Source organism: Microcoleus sp. Pol1C5, from assembly GCF_036701115.1.
Lineage (GTDB): Bacteria > Cyanobacteriota > Cyanobacteriia > Cyanobacteriales > Microcoleaceae > Microcoleus.
Map to the genome: position 1 here is coordinate 17,863 of NZ_JAUBQE010000012.1, position 17,752 is coordinate 35,614.

At 45.0% G+C, this 17,752-nt stretch carries 11 protein-coding genes; 7 read left to right on the forward strand and 4 right to left on the reverse strand.

Annotated features, from left to right (window positions below; translation table 11 throughout):
- The first annotated feature begins 69 nt into the window (after positions 1-69).
- On the forward strand, positions 70-264 hold the full coding sequence (locus QUA23_RS09040) for a hypothetical protein (protein WP_332955146.1): 195 nt from the start codon (positions 70-72) through the stop codon (positions 262-264).
- Between the two features lie 368 nt (positions 265-632).
- The gene (locus tag QUA23_RS09045) at positions 633-2,030 is read left to right on the forward strand and encodes an AAA family ATPase (protein WP_333075335.1); all 1,398 of its coding nucleotides are present in this window, start codon (positions 633-635) and stop codon (positions 2,028-2,030) included.
- A gap of 222 nt (positions 2,031-2,252) precedes the next feature.
- On the opposite strand, the gene QUA23_RS09050 is transcribed toward QUA23_RS09045, so the two are convergent.
- The 3 genes from QUA23_RS09050 to QUA23_RS09060 all read right to left on the reverse strand — a co-directional run bounded on the left by QUA23_RS09050 (position 2,253) and on the right by QUA23_RS09060 (position 7,930).
- Positions 2,253-2,855: a Uma2 family endonuclease gene (locus QUA23_RS09050; RefSeq protein WP_333075337.1), complete on the reverse strand. Its 603-nt coding sequence runs from the start codon at positions 2,853-2,855 to the stop codon at positions 2,253-2,255.
- Between the two features lie 151 nt (positions 2,856-3,006).
- The gene (locus tag QUA23_RS09055) at positions 3,007-5,025 is read right to left on the reverse strand and encodes a hypothetical protein (protein WP_333075339.1); all 2,019 of its coding nucleotides are present in this window, start codon (positions 5,023-5,025) and stop codon (positions 3,007-3,009) included.
- 31 nt (positions 5,026-5,056) lie between these two features.
- Positions 5,057-7,930: a hypothetical protein gene (locus tag QUA23_RS09060; RefSeq protein WP_333075341.1), complete on the reverse strand. Its 2,874-nt coding sequence runs from the start codon at positions 7,928-7,930 to the stop codon at positions 5,057-5,059.
- A 656-nt stretch (positions 7,931-8,586) separates the two neighbouring features.
- On the opposite strand from QUA23_RS09060, the gene dnaN reads away from it, so the two are divergent.
- The 5 genes from dnaN (at position 8,587) to QUA23_RS09085 (ending at position 15,702) form a co-directional block, all read left to right on the forward strand.
- A complete protein-coding gene (gene dnaN, locus QUA23_RS09065; RefSeq protein WP_333075342.1) occupies positions 8,587-10,023 on the forward strand; it encodes a DNA polymerase III subunit beta in 1,437 nt (478 codons plus the stop codon).
- A gap of 251 nt (positions 10,024-10,274) precedes the next feature.
- A complete protein-coding gene (gene dnaX / locus QUA23_RS09070) occupies positions 10,275-11,684 on the forward strand; it encodes a DNA polymerase III subunit gamma/tau (protein WP_333075343.1) in 1,410 nt (469 codons plus the stop codon).
- Positions 11,681-12,667 carry a DNA polymerase III subunit delta gene (gene holA / locus QUA23_RS09075; protein ID WP_333075344.1) on the forward strand — a complete coding sequence of 329 codons (987 nt, stop codon included), beginning with the start codon at positions 11,681-11,683 and terminating at the stop codon, positions 12,665-12,667. Before dnaX ends, holA begins: the two co-directional genes overlap by 4 nt.
- A gap of 619 nt (positions 12,668-13,286) precedes the next feature.
- A complete protein-coding gene (locus QUA23_RS09080) occupies positions 13,287-14,585 on the forward strand; it encodes a ParB N-terminal domain-containing protein (RefSeq protein ID WP_333075346.1) in 1,299 nt (432 codons plus the stop codon).
- Positions 14,586-15,075: 490 nt separating this feature from the next.
- On the forward strand, positions 15,076-15,702 hold the full coding sequence (locus QUA23_RS09085) for a hypothetical protein (protein ID WP_333075348.1): 627 nt from the start codon (positions 15,076-15,078) through the stop codon (positions 15,700-15,702).
- A gap of 111 nt (positions 15,703-15,813) precedes the next feature.
- Here QUA23_RS09085 and QUA23_RS09090 read toward each other — a convergent pair whose 3' ends face one another.
- Entirely contained in the window at positions 15,814-17,739 is a 1,926-nt protein-coding gene (locus QUA23_RS09090; RefSeq protein WP_333075349.1) for a type IV secretion system DNA-binding domain-containing protein, read from the reverse strand.
- Positions 17,740-17,752: the final 13 nt, after the last annotated feature.

Here is a 17,752-nt window from a genome sequence, read left to right on the forward strand (position 1 = left end):
TGTTTCAATTAAGGTAATGGCAGGTAATCAAACACAAACACAATTTGTTACTGTTATCAGGAGGTTAAAATGACCTATTTTGAGAAGTTGCACCCGTGGTGCTTAATTCGCTTACTTCCTAATTGCCAGCGTATTGTTGTGGCGCGATTTCGCAAGAGAAACGATGCAGATGAGCATCTGCGGGTTTTGCACCGGTTGGTTAAACATCGCACCTTTGTGATTATTTTTGATAGTCAAGAACAGCCTGTTTTGCCTCAAGATTGATGGGCAAAACTTATTTTGAAGTCGAATTAGTCAAAGTACCTGCATTAGATTAATAACTCCGCTTCTCCACAATTTCTCCTAGTTATCAATCCAACTGATAACTGGGAGAGTTTTTGATGGGTGCATAAGTCCTAACTATGGAAAATTTGAGTAGCAGTCAAATCAACAGAACAAATTATACAAGACTTACGCCCCAAGTGTTTAGATACACTATTGGTAGCGGTAAAGTGCTTATGGCTCACCCCTACATATAGAGGTTATGCGTAAGTCCTGTTAGAGTTATTATTATCGTCTCCATCAATTAATGATTGTGTAAATTTCAGCTACCGCTGATTAGTGTTTGAAAGATAGTAGAAGAAACCCACCCTATGATTCAAACACTGGTCAAACCGAATTTTCAATTAACTTCTCAACAAAACAACGCCCTCCAACTCCTCGAACAATTTGTAGCAAGTTCTAAACGGGTATTCGGGCTATTTGGATATGCAGGTACGGGAAAATCAACCCTTGTCAACCTGGTAGCAGAACAATTAGTCAGCGCCGGAAAGAGAGTCGCTTTCACCGCTCCCACCAATAAAGCTGTAGGCGTATTGCGACGGATGGCTGCTGAAAAAGGACTGAGAGGAGTAGACTTTATGACCATCCACCAGCTATTGGGGTTAGCTCCAGTCAAACAGGGGCAAAATAAAATCCTCAAACAAGTTTCTCCTTCTTTCCTTCACCTGTACGACACCATTTTTCTCGATGAGTGCAGTATGGTTACAGCAGAACTGTGGAATATTATTCAAGAAAGAATTGCTAGCGCTTTACTCATCGGCAGCAATCGGCAGCTTATTGTTATGGGCGACCCCGCACAATTGCCTCCTGTTAATAATGGCTTCATAGAAGAGAAAAAATCTCAATCCTTCAGCGTGCCTGAAAAAGCCGTTTTAACAGAGGTCGTCAGGCAAGGTGCGGGCAGCCCCCTGCTAGAATTCGTAACAGCTTGCCGCACGGCTGTCAAGAGCAAAGAAGCGTTCAAACCCTTCTCCAAATTCAGCCTTGATAAAAAAAACGGAGCCTTCTTAGTCAGAGAAAAAACGCTGCTGAAATACGCCTTAAAAAAGTTTTCTTCTACTTTCCCTCAAGACCCTGATTGCTTTCGCATCCTCTGCTACACTAACGAGCGCGTCGCCTACTGGAATAGCAAAATCAGAGCCAAAATCTACGGAAAAAATGCTCCCAGATTTATTATTGGAGAGAGGTTGATTGCTAAAGCTCCCGTTATTGCTCCCGACGGCAAAACCGTCATCCTGCCCACATCAGCAGAAGTGGAAATTGCCGAATTTCAAGAGGATAGGTACTCTGGCTATAAAGCCTGGAATCTCCAGGTTAAAACCGATGCAGGCGACCGACGCCAAATTTACATCCTCCACGAAAGTGACGCTTGCCGATTCCAACAGGACAATGCTAGGTTGCTGCAAAATGCTAAAAGCAATCCGAGCTTATGGAAGGCATGGTACGACCATTGTGAAATCTTTGCAGATCTGAGAAATTGTTGGGCAATTACTGTACACAATTCTCAAGGCTCTACTTTCACGGAGGTGGGAATTGATAGCAGTGATATCGGCAGAAAAGTCGCTAGTAAATTGCTGTATCTCGCTCAACTTTTTCCTAGTCAAAAAGCTCAATTTGTCAAAGAATACCGCGACAGTATTCGAGCGCACAATCAGCTTATGTACGTGAGTTGTAGTCGTGCGAAGCACCGGGTTTTTGTTACTAAGTGAACCCATTTTATATTTGGTGAATGGCACTTTTAGAGTTTAAGGGCGATGCCTGTGGCTGGCTACGCCTACTCGCTTGCGATCTGACAAGACGATCGCCCACCCCCGGCTGGGGGGTTGACTTGTACGGCGTTTTGGCGTAGAATTAAAACAGATATTTAGGTATTAACCTGTAAATTTATCGTTTTTAATTGCTTTTAATTGCCATATTATTTACCAAATTATTTACCAAATAGTTGATAATTGTAGCACAAATTCGGGTAAAATAGATTCGCCGCTGAGAGTAGCGGGGTTATCTAAACATTCTACTTCTGAGTTAGGACGATAAATGTAAACTTTACGGTTTTTCCGGTCAATTAACCAACCGAGAGAAACACCGTTATCGATATATTCTTGCAATTTGTCTTTCAAGGGTTGCAGGTTGTCGCTGGGAGAACGCAACTCGATGATAAAATCAGGACAAATAGGAGCGAATTTTTGCTGCTGTTCGGGAGTGAGACTGTGCCATTTTTCCAGTTTTATCCAAGCAGCATCAGAGGATTTCATCGCGCCGTTGGGGAGGGTGAAACCCGCAGAAGAATCAAAACCGATTCCTGTTCCGTTTTGTCTTGTCCAGATTCCCAGTTGTACAATTAAATCAAAGTTGCGATTTCCTGTTTCGGAACCTGTGGGTGGCATAATGGTAATTTCTCCGGTGGCGTTGCGTTCAATTCGATAATCCCGGTTTTGCTGGCAGAAGGCAAAAAATTGCTCGTCTGTCATGTCTATGGCAGGTGACATTTGCAGCTTCAGGGGGATGTTTTCTGTGAGTGAGATGGTTTGAGTCATTTTTTTAGCGAGATTTTAGTGTAACTTGTAGGGTGCGTCAGATTGAACGGTAAGGGGTTGAAATTTCTGGTTGATTATCTGACTCACCCTACTTTTTTTACTATGGCGGGAGACACTTGCAATATTTAGAGATTGCATTTGAATTCAGATTTTATCTAAAAATAGTCTCAATCTGGACTGCTAGCTGTACGGCTTTTGGCCACCCAACCTTCAAGTAAGATTCTAGTATTTGAATCAAGTCCGAACGTAGAACATTTTCGTCTAATAGAGACTTTTTGTGGTCGGCTAAAATTCTACTGAGTATTTCAATAGTGCGATCTGCTGCCAACGGTTCATTGACAAGTCCTGCCGATGCGCTAGCTAATGTTGCTTTTCTGAGCCAATAAAGGCTACGCTGAAGATCCAGGTCTATAAAATGCTCCAATCCCTCGATTAATTTAAACACGATACTTGGGTGAGGTATGGCAAGCAAGGCTTCAAGAATAGGCTCTACAGTCTGCCACCATGCGCTTATTTTTGCTTCTTTATCATCTGTTTGAGCGCTAGTCCATTGTTTAGCGTGTCCTTCGGCTGAAAAGTCAAATTCAGTTGCCACATCATCAAAAAAGTCAGAAACCTTTTTAACCCAGGGCGCTGGCTCGTTTGCTCCATCAGAAGGTGTTATATTTGTTACCTCTGCACGGTAGACTCGAAGTGCTTCGTTAGCTCCCTTTAACAGTTGCAAAAGGAAATCCTGAACTCGTTGGTGTTTTTCGACTGGAATAGGAGGTTCTTTTGGCGATCGCGGCAGAAGTTCGTGAACTGCATACTCTTGAGCACCCTTTAATTCGTCAGCGTTGTCTGTAATAGAGTCAAGAGCATTTCTGAGAGCTTCACCTACCCATGTTTCTCCTTCAGAGAACCACAAAGCAGTTAACAATGCACCGCAATGACTCCGAAGCTCCGCTGAATTACACAAGCGAGCAGCCGTTAGAAGTTTGTTAAAAAATTGCTCAGCACGAGCAGCATCACTGTTGCGGAGCCACCCATACCAAGATGGATGTAGAGTCTTACGGAGTACACCAATAGTTCCTGCACGGTTGGGAAGCTCGTTTAACCAACGATCCAAGGTTTCCCAGACGAATTCTGGCCACTTGTTGAGAAATTGCCAAATTTGTTGGCCCAGACAGGAACGTACTTGCGGATCTGGGTCATCCGCGAGACGGCGGAGTAAGTCTTTCCATTCAATCTGAAGCGAGTCTGTTTTAATCGCCAGGCATAAAAATCCGTCTACGGCAAATATAGGTGGTTGTTGCCAGACAGATGGATCGCGATCGAAGTCTTCTAAACTCTGTGGAGATGGAGGGGCTGAAGGGGTCTCTATAATTATTTTTAATTGTTCAAAAAGATCTGATTCTGCTTGGTTGTTTAAGGGAGTTGACTCGGAAGCACGTTGATATAAAATTTTTGCCTCTTCTAGTTCTTGCAAAAATACATTAGGATTACCAAATAAGTCAACTGGTAGCTGCTCGTTTGGGGTATATTCTGGATTACCTAATGAGTCAACTGGTAGCTGCTCAACAGGAGTATATGTAAGCTGATAGGTAGGTCTACTATATAAATTTTCATTCCCCAGATATTTGCTTAAAAATTCTTGGGTTTCTGAACTCCGCTTTTCTTCGGGGATGCTACTCAAAATCCGAGCTATTTTTGCTAATAAATAGTTATTGGGGTTTTCTGTTTGGCAATCAAGCGCTCTATTTAATAGCAGCGATTCAATTTGGGAAAAGTTTTCATCAGTTAATTCGGAAGCAAAAGCTTCGAGACAATTTTGGGCTAATTCTTGAGTTTCTAAACTCAGAAGTATTCCTGGGTTTAGTAATAGCGTCCAAATCCGCTGGGCGTAAAAATCAGGAGCAGAAATAGCAGCAATTAACAACCTCCTCCAAACTGCTGCTAGATCATTTTCAGCAATAACAACATCCAAAATAGGCTGCCATTTTTCATCTGGTTGGTCGGTTTTTGGTAAGTCTGTCAGATATTTTGACCAACAACGTAACATTTCTACTTCATCATCTACCAACAAGCTGTTTTCTGCATCCCAAATATGGCTCCAGTCGGTTTGCAAGCGTCCCTCCTGACCATTCAGAGTAATTTTCTCAATTTGTAGGTTATTTTCTTTCGGTTGCATTTTCTTGTATCTCAACTTGCTCATTATATTGTTAGCTATCTTCATCCATTAAATTTTGCTCTTCTAACCTTTTAAGAGCTTTTGCTACAAGAGGGTATTTACCAAGCTGAAGATCCTCCTTTTCTTTTCGATTATAAAAATGTTTGATAATTCGGATGAGCGCACGGGTTGCTTCTGTGGGGTGGTTTGACAAAAATTGAGGGAATTTTTCAGTAAGGATATGACGGGCTAAGCCATAGTCTTGTTGGCGAGTGCTTGTTAATGAAAATATCTGACTAGGAGTTACCGCAGTTGAAGACTCGCTAGTTTCATTATAACCAAAAACAGCATCATATACCTCGCGTGCTAAAACCGGATCTGCTTTCCAAATATCTTCGATGTGGCTCACTATCTCATAAATTTGAATATAGCCCGCCCGTTGAAGCTCATCATAACTAATAATTTTACGAATTATATTAGATGAGGCAGAAATATCAGAAGAGATAGTTCGACATATGCACTCTATAGGAAGTCTAAGAAAAGGGCTGGGTGGAACACCTTGACTCCAAGAAAATTGTAAAAGGACAGTAGCTGCTTGATTGAGCAGTAGTTTAGCCGGTTCGGACAGAGTTTCTAAAGCATTAGATGCAGAAAATAAAATTGGTTGATTGACGTAGACCAATTGGGAATTACCTGTTTTGATAAGATCGCGAGCCAACTCAATCCACCAGTCACCTAATGTTGATTTAAAGAGTCTAGGTAAAGAGGAATATTGGGCAGCAGTAATAACGCCCTGTATTATCTGCTTCCAGTGCTTGTTATCCTTATCATTCCGAATAGTACCATCTAGTAAGGGTTGCAAATCCTCACGGTTGATAGCCTCTTCAGCTATTACTAAATATCCAGGTAGTTTTTGAAGAACTGAAACTGAGTTCCGTTCCAAATCGAGTAGCGTATCCCAAAAATTAAGTCTTCCTTGGTTCCAAGCATAACGATGAAATAGCACGAGGCTTGGTCGCAGAAATAAGCCCCAAGTATCGGGTCGAGTGAGTTCATTAGCTAAATTTTTGTGTCGCGATCGCACAAAAAGTCGTTCGGCCAGATAATCGAAAAGAAGGTGATGATTAAATTCAATAAGTTCTGGTTCAGGTAAACGACCAGGTAGTGAATGGGGGTGACGAATAAACTCTGTACTAAAGAGATATTCCTTTAGATCCGTTGTCCATGTTTGCTCGGGAACAACTTGTAGAGTTTGTTGCTTTACCATTTGCTCAATTAGAAGTTTTAAAGCTTTTGTTATTTCCTCGCGATGCTTGGATTTAACTCGTTTCTCCCAATAACGATCGAATAGTTCTGCTTGAGTAGAAATCCCAGAAAGTTGAACTGCTGATTCACCTTCTGCAATCAGTTTACATAAAAGATCGAGGCTAAACAAATTGCGGATAATTTCGCGAAGCTGAGGAATTACCGCTAAAACGGTTTGAATCTCTGGAAAATAATTGACTACTTCGTTTAACTCATTGTTATCTAAATCGGCAATAAAAAAATGATTTACTTTATTTAAATCTTTATTGCGAAACTCTAAGAATAGAGGTGCTGGCACAGCAGGGAAAATTTCCGTTAGGTTTGTGGAATATTTTAGGTCAAAATAACGAACTGATGCAATTACTTTTATACCCCTTTGAATAGCTAGTGAAAATAATTTTTGGTATGCGTTAGCACGAGTGTCACGCAAACCATCAAGCCCATCTACGATTAGAGTAGCTCCTATGCCTGACGCTGCCTCAGCGAACAATCCCATCCAAGAATGTTGTAAGTTTAGATAAGTTTGTATTTCTTGGGGAGAATGATATGGCAAAGAGTCTGCCGCCCAATACCAAACTCGTTCGCCAGAATCTCGGAGTCGATTAGCCAGAGTTAACAAACAACCTGTCTTACCTGTTCCCGCTCCTCCTACAACCAAAAATGATTGTGTCTTTGCTGCTTCAAGCATTACCTCAACTACTGGTCGAGTAATAGGAAGTTGTTTTCCACCAATAATCAGTTTTGATCTCCCCTGGCTTTCTTGATATTTTATTTCTGTAGCAGACCATTCCTGTAACTGCTCGAAATCAAGACGATAGTTGTGACTGTCTTGCAGAGTGACTCCTTCACCTTGTAACCTTTGTCGCAGTGCTAATCTGTCTTGTGAACCTCGTTCAGCCAGCAAATCATCAGCTAATGTATGTAAGGAATTTAGCACTTGAACTATTTGAGCAGAGTTAGTTAATAAACCATGATGAAGTGCATCCACAACTCCCAAATAATCTGATTCGTTCTTTCCCAAACGAAGTTGCTTGATATAAGTATGACGTAATAGGACTTCTTTGTAATTAACTAAGTTTTGAAGCTGAGGATTGTTTTTTTTAGCATCCTCTGAATGTAAAGTTTGTAGTAAAGTATCTAAGTTGTTAGCTAATTTTTTTTCATCCTTGTTATGAGCTGCATCGATTAAGGCACTTCCCGTAGGCAGTTGGCGATATCTTTTTAGAAAACTGTTTAATTCCTCTAGCTTGCCATTAGTTTTTTCATAAAAGAGAACAAAACGCCGTTCTACTCCTGCAATCGGTGTTTTTTCCAATTCTTTATAGAATTGAATTAAAACAGGTGCCCATTGACTGTTAGTCTTCGTAGACAAGCTCATGCTGGTTTTACATTGTCCATAAATTTTACCGTTACCAGTAAGTTCAACACGGAGATCGTCGATACTATCTTTTGTTTCACAGTAAATTCGCTCTGCTATTGAGGTAGCAGGAAGGTCAAAGTCTTGTCCAATAGCTGGAGTTTGAAGAAGGATGCGAGCACAGTACCAAGCACTAACCCTGGCTTGGAAGCGTGCTCCGCCAGCCATTGCTGCTCCACCAGCGTTAGATTTTTTACTCGTCATTGGTTATTTCCTCGTTTTGCGGGGTTTTTCTTCGAGAACATTGCTTAAAAAATAGATATCTAAGGCATTGCCTAATAAATCAGTGGTGGGTTGATATTTGGGTCACTTGCCAATAATTCTGGATTAGGCGATCGCCTGCTCGATGTTACAGGTGGCGAAGCGAATATGCCCAGCATTTGCTATTTACCAAATAATTGATAAGTCTAACACAAAACTGGGTAAAATAGATTCACGGCTCAAAGTTACGGGGTTATCTAAACATTCTACTTCTGAGTTAGGATGAGAAATATAGGCTTGGCGATTTTTCCTATCAATTAACCATTAATGTCTTGTAAATCAATAAATCGACGCTGAAAAGCCGCATCAAAGACTTCCCGTCTCGATCCTAATTTTTCATGAATTATATCGACTTTACTGATAACGTGCGCTAAAAATTTCAAATTAGCATCATTTTCACTGGTAAAGTGAAAAAAAAATCACATTCCGCGCCTGTCCGTGCCACTCTCAACTTCGTTTTTTTGGTCAAGGTGGGCGGGATTCCTTGGAATATCGTAATCAAATCTTATATCTAAAGTTGAGTGACAAGCTGAATCGTGCAAGCTATTCTCCGGGCAGCTAGCGCTGCCCCCGCTTAGCAGCTATTTTAACGCACAAAGATGCAAACCAAATCCCGCACCGCGACAGCTAAAAGCCGAAAAAAAGAAAGCGGATTTTCCAAAATAAAACCCAAGGCAAGTGTTCCCTTAGAACAAACCGAACCTTTGGTCGAAGATGAACCAAAACTTGAAGAAAAATCCGAGCGCAATTCCTCCAATAGCGCAGGCGATTCTCCCCAGCTTTTGCCAGCAGAAATTAAGCTCGTCTGCACGCAAGACAATTTAGCCAACCATCTCGAACTTGTCAGCAAAGCTGTCCCAGCCAAACCCACCCACCCCGTGTTAGGAAATGTCCTCTTGGTCGCTTGCAAAAAAACGCAGCGAGTCCAACTCAGCGTTTTCGACATGAGATTGGCTATTCAAACCTCCTTTGAGGCCAACGTTCAATCTCCCGGCGACATGACCATTCCTGTCGGGCTACTTAGCGATATTGTCGGGAAATTCTCGCCCGGAGATATCACTTTGGTCAGTCGCGAAGCCTTGAATCGCGAAGGTGAAGATAGCGAAGACAGCGGGAATAGCGCTACCTTGCCAGAGGCTGTTAGCAACAGTCCAGTTGCTACCCTAATTGCTGCTTGCGGTCGCTATCAAGTTCGAGGGCTTTCGAGTGAAGAATTCCCGGCCATTCCTGAAGTAAAAACAGCGCAAACAATTTGCATCCCCGCTGAAACGTTGAAAGAAGGGCTGAAAGGGTCACTGTTTGCCACCGCTACCGATGAAGGCAAGCACATCCTGACAGGTGTTTACTTCAAAATCGGCCAAGATAGCCTCGAATTTGCTGCCACAGACGGCCACCGTTTGGTTGTCCTCAATACTTCAATTCAAGGTTTTTCTAAGAAGAAACAAGCGGAAATTGCACAGCCTCTAGAGCTTACAGTCCCAGCTAAATCGCTCGCCGAACTGGAGCGAATTTTATCGAGCAGGACATCCGCTGACCCAGTAGAGCTTTCTTACAGCACTCTCGACGCTTTGGTAGAATTCCGGTGGGGAGCGCAGCGCTTAGTAACGCGCTGTTTAGAAGGCGCATACCCAGCTTATCACGAGTTCTTGCAGCAGGATTTCCAACATCAGGTAACGCTGGAAAAAGCACCTTTCATCAAAGCTATAGAGAGAATTGCTGTGCTGGCAGACAAGAAAGAAAAAACGCTCAGCATCCGCATTAATAGCGAAACACAACAAGTGTCACTGTCGCTTTTCAGAGAATTTGGAAACGGCTTGGAACAGATGGCAGCGCACGTTAATTCAGACGGCAATTGGTCAATTTCATTCAATATAAAATACCTGTTGGAAGGTGCAAAAGCGATCGCTAGTTCCCAACTCCAAATGCACCTCACTCAGCGCGACGGCCCCGCCATCTTAGTTCCTGCTGGCAACCGCTCCAAGCCCAACATCCTAATGGACGCCAAATACTTGTTAATGCCGATTTTCAAAGAATGAAGGGGAAGAAAGGAGAAATTTTGGCTTTTCTTTATTCAATAAAAGCTAACAATAATCTTGATTAAGACTTACGCAACTGTCACACTCAAATTGACTTATAGGGTGCGTCAGACAAAGTTTTACAAGGACTATCGATGGTTTCAGCTTCTGACGCACCCTACGATATGTGCCAGTTGCATAAATAAAGCCTGTGAATTTTTCCTTTCCCTTCCCCTTCTTCTCAGTCCAAAATTACACCTAACCATTCAATCATGTACTCCGCATTGCCTCAAAAATACCGCCCTCGTAGCTTGTCTGAACTGGCCGGACAGGAGTACATCCAAAGGACACTTTCCAATGCGGTCAAAACTCATAAAATTGCTCCGGCTTACTTGTTCGCCGGCGAACGGGGAACGGGCAAAACTTCAACGGCCCGCATTTTAGCTAAATCTCTCAACTGCACCAGTGCAGACAAACCCACAGTAAAGCCGTGTGGCAAGTGCCAATCCTGCCGCTCGATTGAAAAAGGCAGCAGCTTAGACGTTGCTGAAATTGACGCGGCTTCCCACAACGGTGTGGATGACGCTCGCGCCCTGATTGAGCGATCGCACTTCGCACCAGTTATCAGCCGCTACCGAGTGTTTATTTTAGATGAAGTTCACTGCCTAAGTTCCCAAGCTTTTAACGCTCTTCTAAAATGTTTGGAAGAACCTCCGCATCATGTAGTGTTCATCTTGTGTACGACAGAGCAACACAAAGTGCTGCCAACAATTAACAGCCGCTGCCAAACGTTTCTGTTTCGATCGCTGCCAATCCCAGCCATTGTCAAACAGCTAACAATGGTAGCCCAGAAAGAGTCAATTGCAATTGCCGAAGCAGCTAAAATTGCGATCGCCCGCGCCGCGAATGGCGGGATGAGGGACGCCTTGCAGTTGCTCGACCAGTTGAGCTTATTAGGAGAGGAAATTACTAGCTCTCACGTATTGGAACTGTCGGGGCGGATACCGGAACCCGATTTAGTTGCAATTTTGAAATCGACCCGCGCCGGCGACGCGCTGAAGCTGCTGCAACTGTCCCGCGAACTCATTGACAGCGGGAAAAGCCCTAAAATGCTGCTGGCGTCGCTGCTAGCCTGCTACCGGGACTTGTTGCTTGCAACGAGCGTGCCGGACTGTTCGCTGATGCTAGTTAGCGGCATTTCGCACTCGGCCCTGCTGGAAATTGCCTCTGCTTGGGACTGCAATGCGATCGCTGCTGGCCTCGAACAGTTGCAGGCTTCGGAATGGCAGCTCAGCAAGAGCGCTCACCCAACGCTGTGGCTGGAACTCTGCTTGCTGGGATTGGCTCATGTGCCACAATTAAAACCCCACGCCGCAGAGAACGCGAGTGGCAACTCTTGGCAGCCCGATCGCACCCAGAAGCTGCCCACCTCCTCCAAGTTGCGCCCGCCTCGTTCCAAAGAGCGAGCCATTTGGGAAAAAGTGCTCTCAGCAACTTCTGAGAAGAACCGCGCTTTACTCTGTGCTGCTTCCCTGGTAGCACTGACGGAAAAGAAAGCGGTGCTGGCCGTGCCCGCCCAATACCTGGACAAGTTCAACCGGAACGCGGCTAAGGTGCAGAAGATATTTCTGGCTGCAACGGGCGTCCGCTATCTTGTGTCGTTCGAGGAGAAGAACCCATGATTAGCTTGCTGATAGGGGATGACCTCCACGCGATTCACAAAAAGCTTTCTGCCTTTAAAAAGAACCTCGACCCCGCTTGGATTGGCTTCAATTATCACCGTTTTGATGCTTCGGCATTGAATGAGGCGGTTGACTGCGCTCTGACTCCCGCCTTGGCAACGGAAAAAGCAAAGTTAGTGGTGATAGAAGGGTGTAATTTCAAACAGTTTACTGAAGAGACGCTGGAGGTTCTCCAGTTGCTCCCGCAGATACCGCAAAAGACGCACCTGGTTTTTGTAGCGCCTTCTATTGACAAACGCCTGAAGGTGGCAAAATTCCTGCTTTCTCAAGCTAAGCTGTTCGAGTTCGACCTTATTCCCCCCTGGCGGACGGATCTCATTGCCCGATCGATCCGAACTCAAGCTTTGGCAATAGGGCTGTCGCTGAACTCAAATGCTATTGATTACTTGGCGGTTGCGATCGGCAACAATCCTGCTCGCGCCGAATCAGAACTGCACAAGTTGGCGACTTACAGCAGTGGCGCTTCCCTCACTTTAAACTCTGTGCGATCGCTGGTTCCTTCAAGCACTCAAAATAGCCTCCAGCTTGCCGAAGCACTGAGGGAAAATAACTCTAACAGAGCAGTCTGTTTGCTGCTTGAACTTTTGGCAATAGGAACTTTCCCGCTGGCGATTTGTGCGACGCTGATTGCTCAATTTAGAACTTGGTTGTGGGTAAAAGCGGCGATAGTTGGAGGAGTTAAGCAAGACGCTGAAATTGCCCGAATTTGCCAAATTGCCAACCCGAAGCGAGTGTACTTTCTGAGAAAAGAAGTAGCTGCTGTTTCTCTAACATCCCTTTTGTCTGCGGTGTCTCTGCTGCTTGACTTAGAGGGTTCGCTGAAGCTTGGGCGTAAAGGGGATTCCATGTTGCCTGCAATTCTGGCGATCGCCCAACTGTTTCCTTCTAAGAAAGCAAGGAAGCGCTCAGTAGAAGCTCAGTAGAAGTGATGTAGGGGCGATATAGGGGCGATGTAGGGGCGATATAGGGGCGAGCGCGAGTGTTCATTCCCCTTGTTTAACTAATGCAAGAAGTTAAACGGGGGAATCTTTTATTTTTTTACCCAAACACATTATAAAACTTATTAATTAAACTAAAGTCACTCCAATGTTAATGCTTGCTAGTCAAAAAATAAAACCCTCACAGAGATGCCAGAAATCTGGAAAGATTCGTAACAAATGGGCTAAAGTCTCCAACAGACATTATGTTTGTAGTAAGGGTAATTTTGAAATACAAGGTGATAAAGGATCTGTTATAATTAATTTTAATTACTTCTCCACATTTTATCATAAGCGCTATCATAATAATCAATAATCATTTAAAAATATTTCAAAGATAATAGTCTTTTCTTATACCATAATGTAGCGCATTGCTAGTTTAAGAAATATGCTATTCTAAGAATGTAAAAGCAGCGAACCTTTTGACAGTGAAGGCGACCTGCCGATACAGCCCGCGCCGCCCCGACAGAGAATAACCCCAGCTTTCTGTTAGGAAACCTTATTGGGTTTAGCAGGCCTTCGGTACAAAGCCCCAATCCCCAAATAAACAACCAGGGCTATCCAAATGAATAAAAATGAAACTGTGTCGCTCTCAGTCAGCGACGCGATTCAGCATATTGGTCTTGACCAACTCAAGCCTCACCCTCGCAATGAGGAAATTTACGGGTGCACCGCTCGTATTGCTGACCTGGTAGAGTTGATCCAACTCAAAGGCTACGTCCAACCGCTGACCGTCAAAACAGATGGCACGATCGTTAGCGGCCATCGGCGGTGGAGGGCGCTATCCGCGCTGGGCTGGAAGTTTGTCCCAGTTATTGTCCGCCCCTTCCAGACTGAAGATGACGAGCTCTTCGTCTTGGTGGCAGAAAACCGCCACCGCCACCAAAGTCCAGTACAGAGAATTCGGGAAGGAATTGTTGTGGAGCCTATAGCTAGAGAGCTGAGGAACAGACACGCTGCTAAGAAAGCTCGCCACCAAGCTGCTGGCTCAGCAGAGCTGCCGTCGGACAACCAGCAACCGCTGATGGAAAATTTTCCATTGAACCCGATCGACTTGGGCCTGAGTCCAAGGGAAATGGAACTGACGGAAAATATTGTGGCGGCTATAGTCGGCTTGGGGTGCGGCAGGAACTACAGGAAAGGGCGCATTGCCGTCAAAGCTGCCGACGAGCTCAAGAAAGCTCGCCCCGAATTGGCTGCAAAGTGGTTGGACATTATCAACGACCACAGCATAGATGTGGGGTATCAACTTGCGAAGATACAAGAGGACAAGCGAGTAGTGGCGTTGGCTGCGATCTCGTCGGGAGCAGCGAAAACCCCGAAACAAGCTAAAGCTCTGATTAAGGCTGCTTTGAGAAAATCTTCCGCCTCGAAGAAAACCGAGGGCAGCAGTAGTAGCGAGCCGGTTCAAGAAAGCGATTGCGGTGGAGGATGTAAAACTTGCACTCCTTGCGAACCAATTACGGGTGAGGGAGTCAAAACGCACTTTGGTCCAGACAGCGCGGGGGCATGGGTTATTGTCAAAATTCCTTTTATTCCTACTGAAAAAATAGCGGAAAGGAAGTGGAATGGATTTTGGGGCCGGATTGTGGAAGTTGGAGCGACTTTGAAAGTCGATATGGGTTCAGAGGTGGTGTCGCTCCTTCAATCGGATGTGGTGGCGATATTGAACCCAACGCCGAGTTTTTGCTCAATAGCTGAGCGAATTCTTAGGCTGCAAAGCTTCGGCACGGTGTACGAGTTTGGGAAAATCGTCTTGAACAGGATGCAGAGAAAAGTGGTTTGGGATGCAGCAGCGCTAGCTTATCTGGATGCTGTGGAACAGGTGGAATTGGCGCGGCGGGCGATCGAGCAGGCTTTGTAGTAAGGTTCGTTTTTACTGAAACTAACCGATGATCTGTTTGCCAATGAGTTTGAATGTGTGATCGCACAGTATTGAGTGCTGCTGCGTCGCAGTTTAACTCGTCGCTACCATAGCCGAGCAATGCAACCTATAACTGTTTGGCTCGTTTTTTCGCTTCCGGGTCTGACGCGGGTGACAACGCCTCTGAAACCTTGATAGGTCAATCGTTGAGGCTCCTTAACCTCGACAAGCATGATGACTGCTTGAGAGGGTTATTAACAATGTTCCTGGGCAGCAATGGCGTAGTCGCAGGCATTGAGACATCGCCCTTAAACTGAAGTTCCCTGTACTCGAAACCCTCTCAAGTGACGATCGCCCGTGAGCATTTTTCTTGAGGTCGCTCAAGTCTTATTTATAAATATTTGATAACCCAAATGTTCATTATCAATAAATAGCATGCAGGCGACTAGCGTCGCGCCCTCTGGGTAGGCTGTAACTGTCTTACCCACCTATGCAATTAATCACCCTCACTGATTTAAATTTTTTAGCCAATCCGACACAACTAACAGTTCCCATTGAATTGAAACAAGAGGAATTTCAACTAATAATGAAACAAACTTTCTTGAAACTCCCCACTGAACCCCTGCTACTTGCGAATCCCAAAGTGGATAAGTGGATTATGGAAGTTAGTTTGCTATTTCCAGAGGTATTTGAATGGGAACCTCCTACATTCTTAGTCGATACTCAGTTTAGCGCTAGGCTTAATAAAGATATATGCGTACAAATCAACGCCAATGCAGCTTTTCTTGAACGTCAATCCGTCCATTTAATTGAATGGGCAATCCGCCATCCTGGATTAAATTGGTCTGACCGAGTAAAATTGTGGACAGCAGCCGAATCTCTCTCGCTGTCGCCAGAAAATATCAAGCTAACCGTGTTAGCACTGCACCCCGCCCATCCGGGGACGAGGCATGAAATCAGTTGGGACAGCCGGCAACACACACAGACAAGAGATTGGCTCGCGTCCGCGCTGGCAGGAAAGGCGAGATCGCCTGTTGCTGCTCGAAGAACATCACCGCCTGCTTGCGCGTCCCTAACTCATTTCGACATCGAGGGAATTCCAGAGGTAGAGATTTAGAGACTATTGTCGCAGCCGCTCAGAATGCGATCGCGGCTGTTGCTATCCGAATTGATCCCAACTTCCAGGTCAATGCCAATGGAAAATTTTCCATTGGCTGCCACACGCCCGCTAGCGCTTGCCAATGCTGCCAGTGGCAAAAACCCGCTTGGAACGCCCAGTTTTACTGACAACTGAGTCTAGCGGGTCAGAGCCAAATTTCTTGCCTGAAGCTGGCGGCGTCGGCGATTGGGATGGAACGTTACCTCCGGCGTCTGGCAGAGGCAGCATCCGTTCTGCTTCCTCAATGCGATCGTACAAAGCGGCTGTAAGCTGGTCTTGGCTGGCAAGTTGCACCCGACTCTCCAGCCGGAACCTGACCTCTGTATCCCAGAGAGCCTCACTCTCGCTTTGCCGCTGCAAGTCTGCTTTGGGAATAGGTATAGTCAGCGCGTAAGGAATTGACCCCTCGCCGCCGGAACTGTAGCCGGGGTTCGTAATTACACACCGTCCCTGGGGGAACCGCAAAATTTCGTCCACCGAAAACAGCGGCATTTTTTGAAGCGACTCGTTCCAACTAATAGATTGATTGCTTTGAGATTGGCAGCCCATTGAACGGCTGGTGGACTTGCTTTTGAGCAAAACTTCTTTTTCTCCGTAGCGTTCGGAGTATTTTTTTGCAGTATCAGTGTTACCCGGATTGAATAAAATATGAGTGCTGCAAGCAGAGGCGATCGCCGCCCCCATTTTCTCTCCGTACCCTTCGTACAGTTGCTCCAAACTCTGAATTCCTAGAATGAAACAAGCTCCATTTGAGCGATATTCGTTAATCCACTGCGGCATCCGATCCAATCGAATGGAGGGAAATTCATCGAGTGAAATAACCAGTGGGTCTTTCCGAGGGCGACTTAAGTTGGACACAACGAGGAGGTGAATCGCGGCTGCTAGCAGAGGCCCCACGACGGAGCGCCGCTCGTCATCTAATTTGAAAATAATCATCTGTCGGCCTTCTATTTTCGTTGGGATGTCCGACTTTCCCAAAAATGCTCGCAACAGGTCAGCTTGGATAAAACTGCTGAACGTTCCGGCCGCTGTCGTCAGAATTCCTGAAATAGTTTTTTCTGCTTCCTTAGCGCTCAAAAATTGGTTGAAGCTGGTGGCAACCCACTCATCAATTTGACGAGATTGAACCGCATAGTCAATCCGTTTTACCAAATTTGGCAACCTCAAAATTGCATAGAGCATTGCCATGTCTGGATACCTAGAACCCTTGACTAATTGAAGGAGTGCTTTAGCCAATAAGTCTCCGGCTTTAGAGAAAAACTCATCACTTTTTCCATTGCCAGAACTCGCATTTCTATTAATAACCTGACCGATTTCCCCAGCCATGACCGAATCTTGAGGGGACTTCATAAAGTCGAGGGGATTAATGATGCCTGAATAAGGTTCTCCCGGTGCAAATACCGACACTTGGTAGCCATACCGCGCTGCCAGAGGTGCGTGGAGTTTGAGCTGATCGCCTTTCTTATCGTATAGAATAATCGGAAATCCTTGCACCATTGCACTTTCTAGCGCCCTATCAATTGTAGAAAAAGTTTTACCCGACCCAGGTGCTCCAATTACTAAAGTTGACCGTTCTGCATGAGGGAGCCAAACAGTGGGAGGAGAACCAAAAGCTGTCTGAATATTGGTAACAAAACCTCTAAGTTTTTTTCCTTTCCACCAATAGCGAGGGCTGCCACACCATAGCGTGACTTTATTATGCTTGCGCTCCTTAATTTGTTTCAAGGCAAGCTGAGTGGCTGCCATCTTTTCGGAAGTTCCGCACACTTTGCCAGTGGTAATTTTGCCCTTTCCATTTCCCAGAAACCGAGATAGTAAGAGGAGGAATATCAGCGCTCCTATTGTTAGATATCCATCCGGGTTATTGTATTGTTGGAAGAGACCGCCTAAGTCGATTGATGATAGGGGTGTAGGTTGCTGGGTTCTCCTCTGGGTTTGAGCGAGAACTGGAGTAGAGTTAGCCTGTGCTATCAAAAATTTAATCTCAAAATTCATAAGTATCTATCTG

Bases quoted from the DNA above. Each gene is read 5' to 3' on its own strand.
- dnaX (WP_333075343.1), top strand. From the start codon at position 10,275: ATGTACTCCGCATTGCCTCAAAAATACCGCCCTCGTAGCTTGTCTGAA.
- QUA23_RS09045 (WP_333075335.1), top strand. From the start codon at position 633: ATGATTCAAACACTGGTCAAACCGAATTTTCAATTAACTTCTCAACAA.
- holA (WP_333075344.1), top strand. From the start codon at position 11,681: ATGATTAGCTTGCTGATAGGGGATGACCTCCACGCGATTCACAAAAAG.
- QUA23_RS09055 (WP_333075339.1), bottom strand. From the start codon at position 5,025: ATGCAACCGAAAGAAAATAACCTACAAATTGAGAAAATTACTCTGAAT.
- dnaN (WP_333075342.1), top strand. From the start codon at position 8,587: ATGCAAACCAAATCCCGCACCGCGACAGCTAAAAGCCGAAAAAAAGAA.
- QUA23_RS09060 (WP_333075341.1), bottom strand. From the start codon at position 7,930: ATGACGAGTAAAAAATCTAACGCTGGTGGAGCAGCAATGGCTGGCGGA.
- QUA23_RS09090 (WP_333075349.1), bottom strand. From the start codon at position 17,739: ATGAATTTTGAGATTAAATTTTTGATAGCACAGGCTAACTCTACTCCA.
- QUA23_RS09050 (WP_333075337.1), bottom strand. From the start codon at position 2,855: ATGACTCAAACCATCTCACTCACAGAAAACATCCCCCTGAAGCTGCAA.
- QUA23_RS09085 (WP_333075348.1), top strand. From the start codon at position 15,076: ATGCAATTAATCACCCTCACTGATTTAAATTTTTTAGCCAATCCGACA.
- QUA23_RS09040 (WP_332955146.1), top strand. From the start codon at position 70: ATGACCTATTTTGAGAAGTTGCACCCGTGGTGCTTAATTCGCTTACTT.
- QUA23_RS09080 (WP_333075346.1), top strand. From the start codon at position 13,287: ATGAATAAAAATGAAACTGTGTCGCTCTCAGTCAGCGACGCGATTCAG.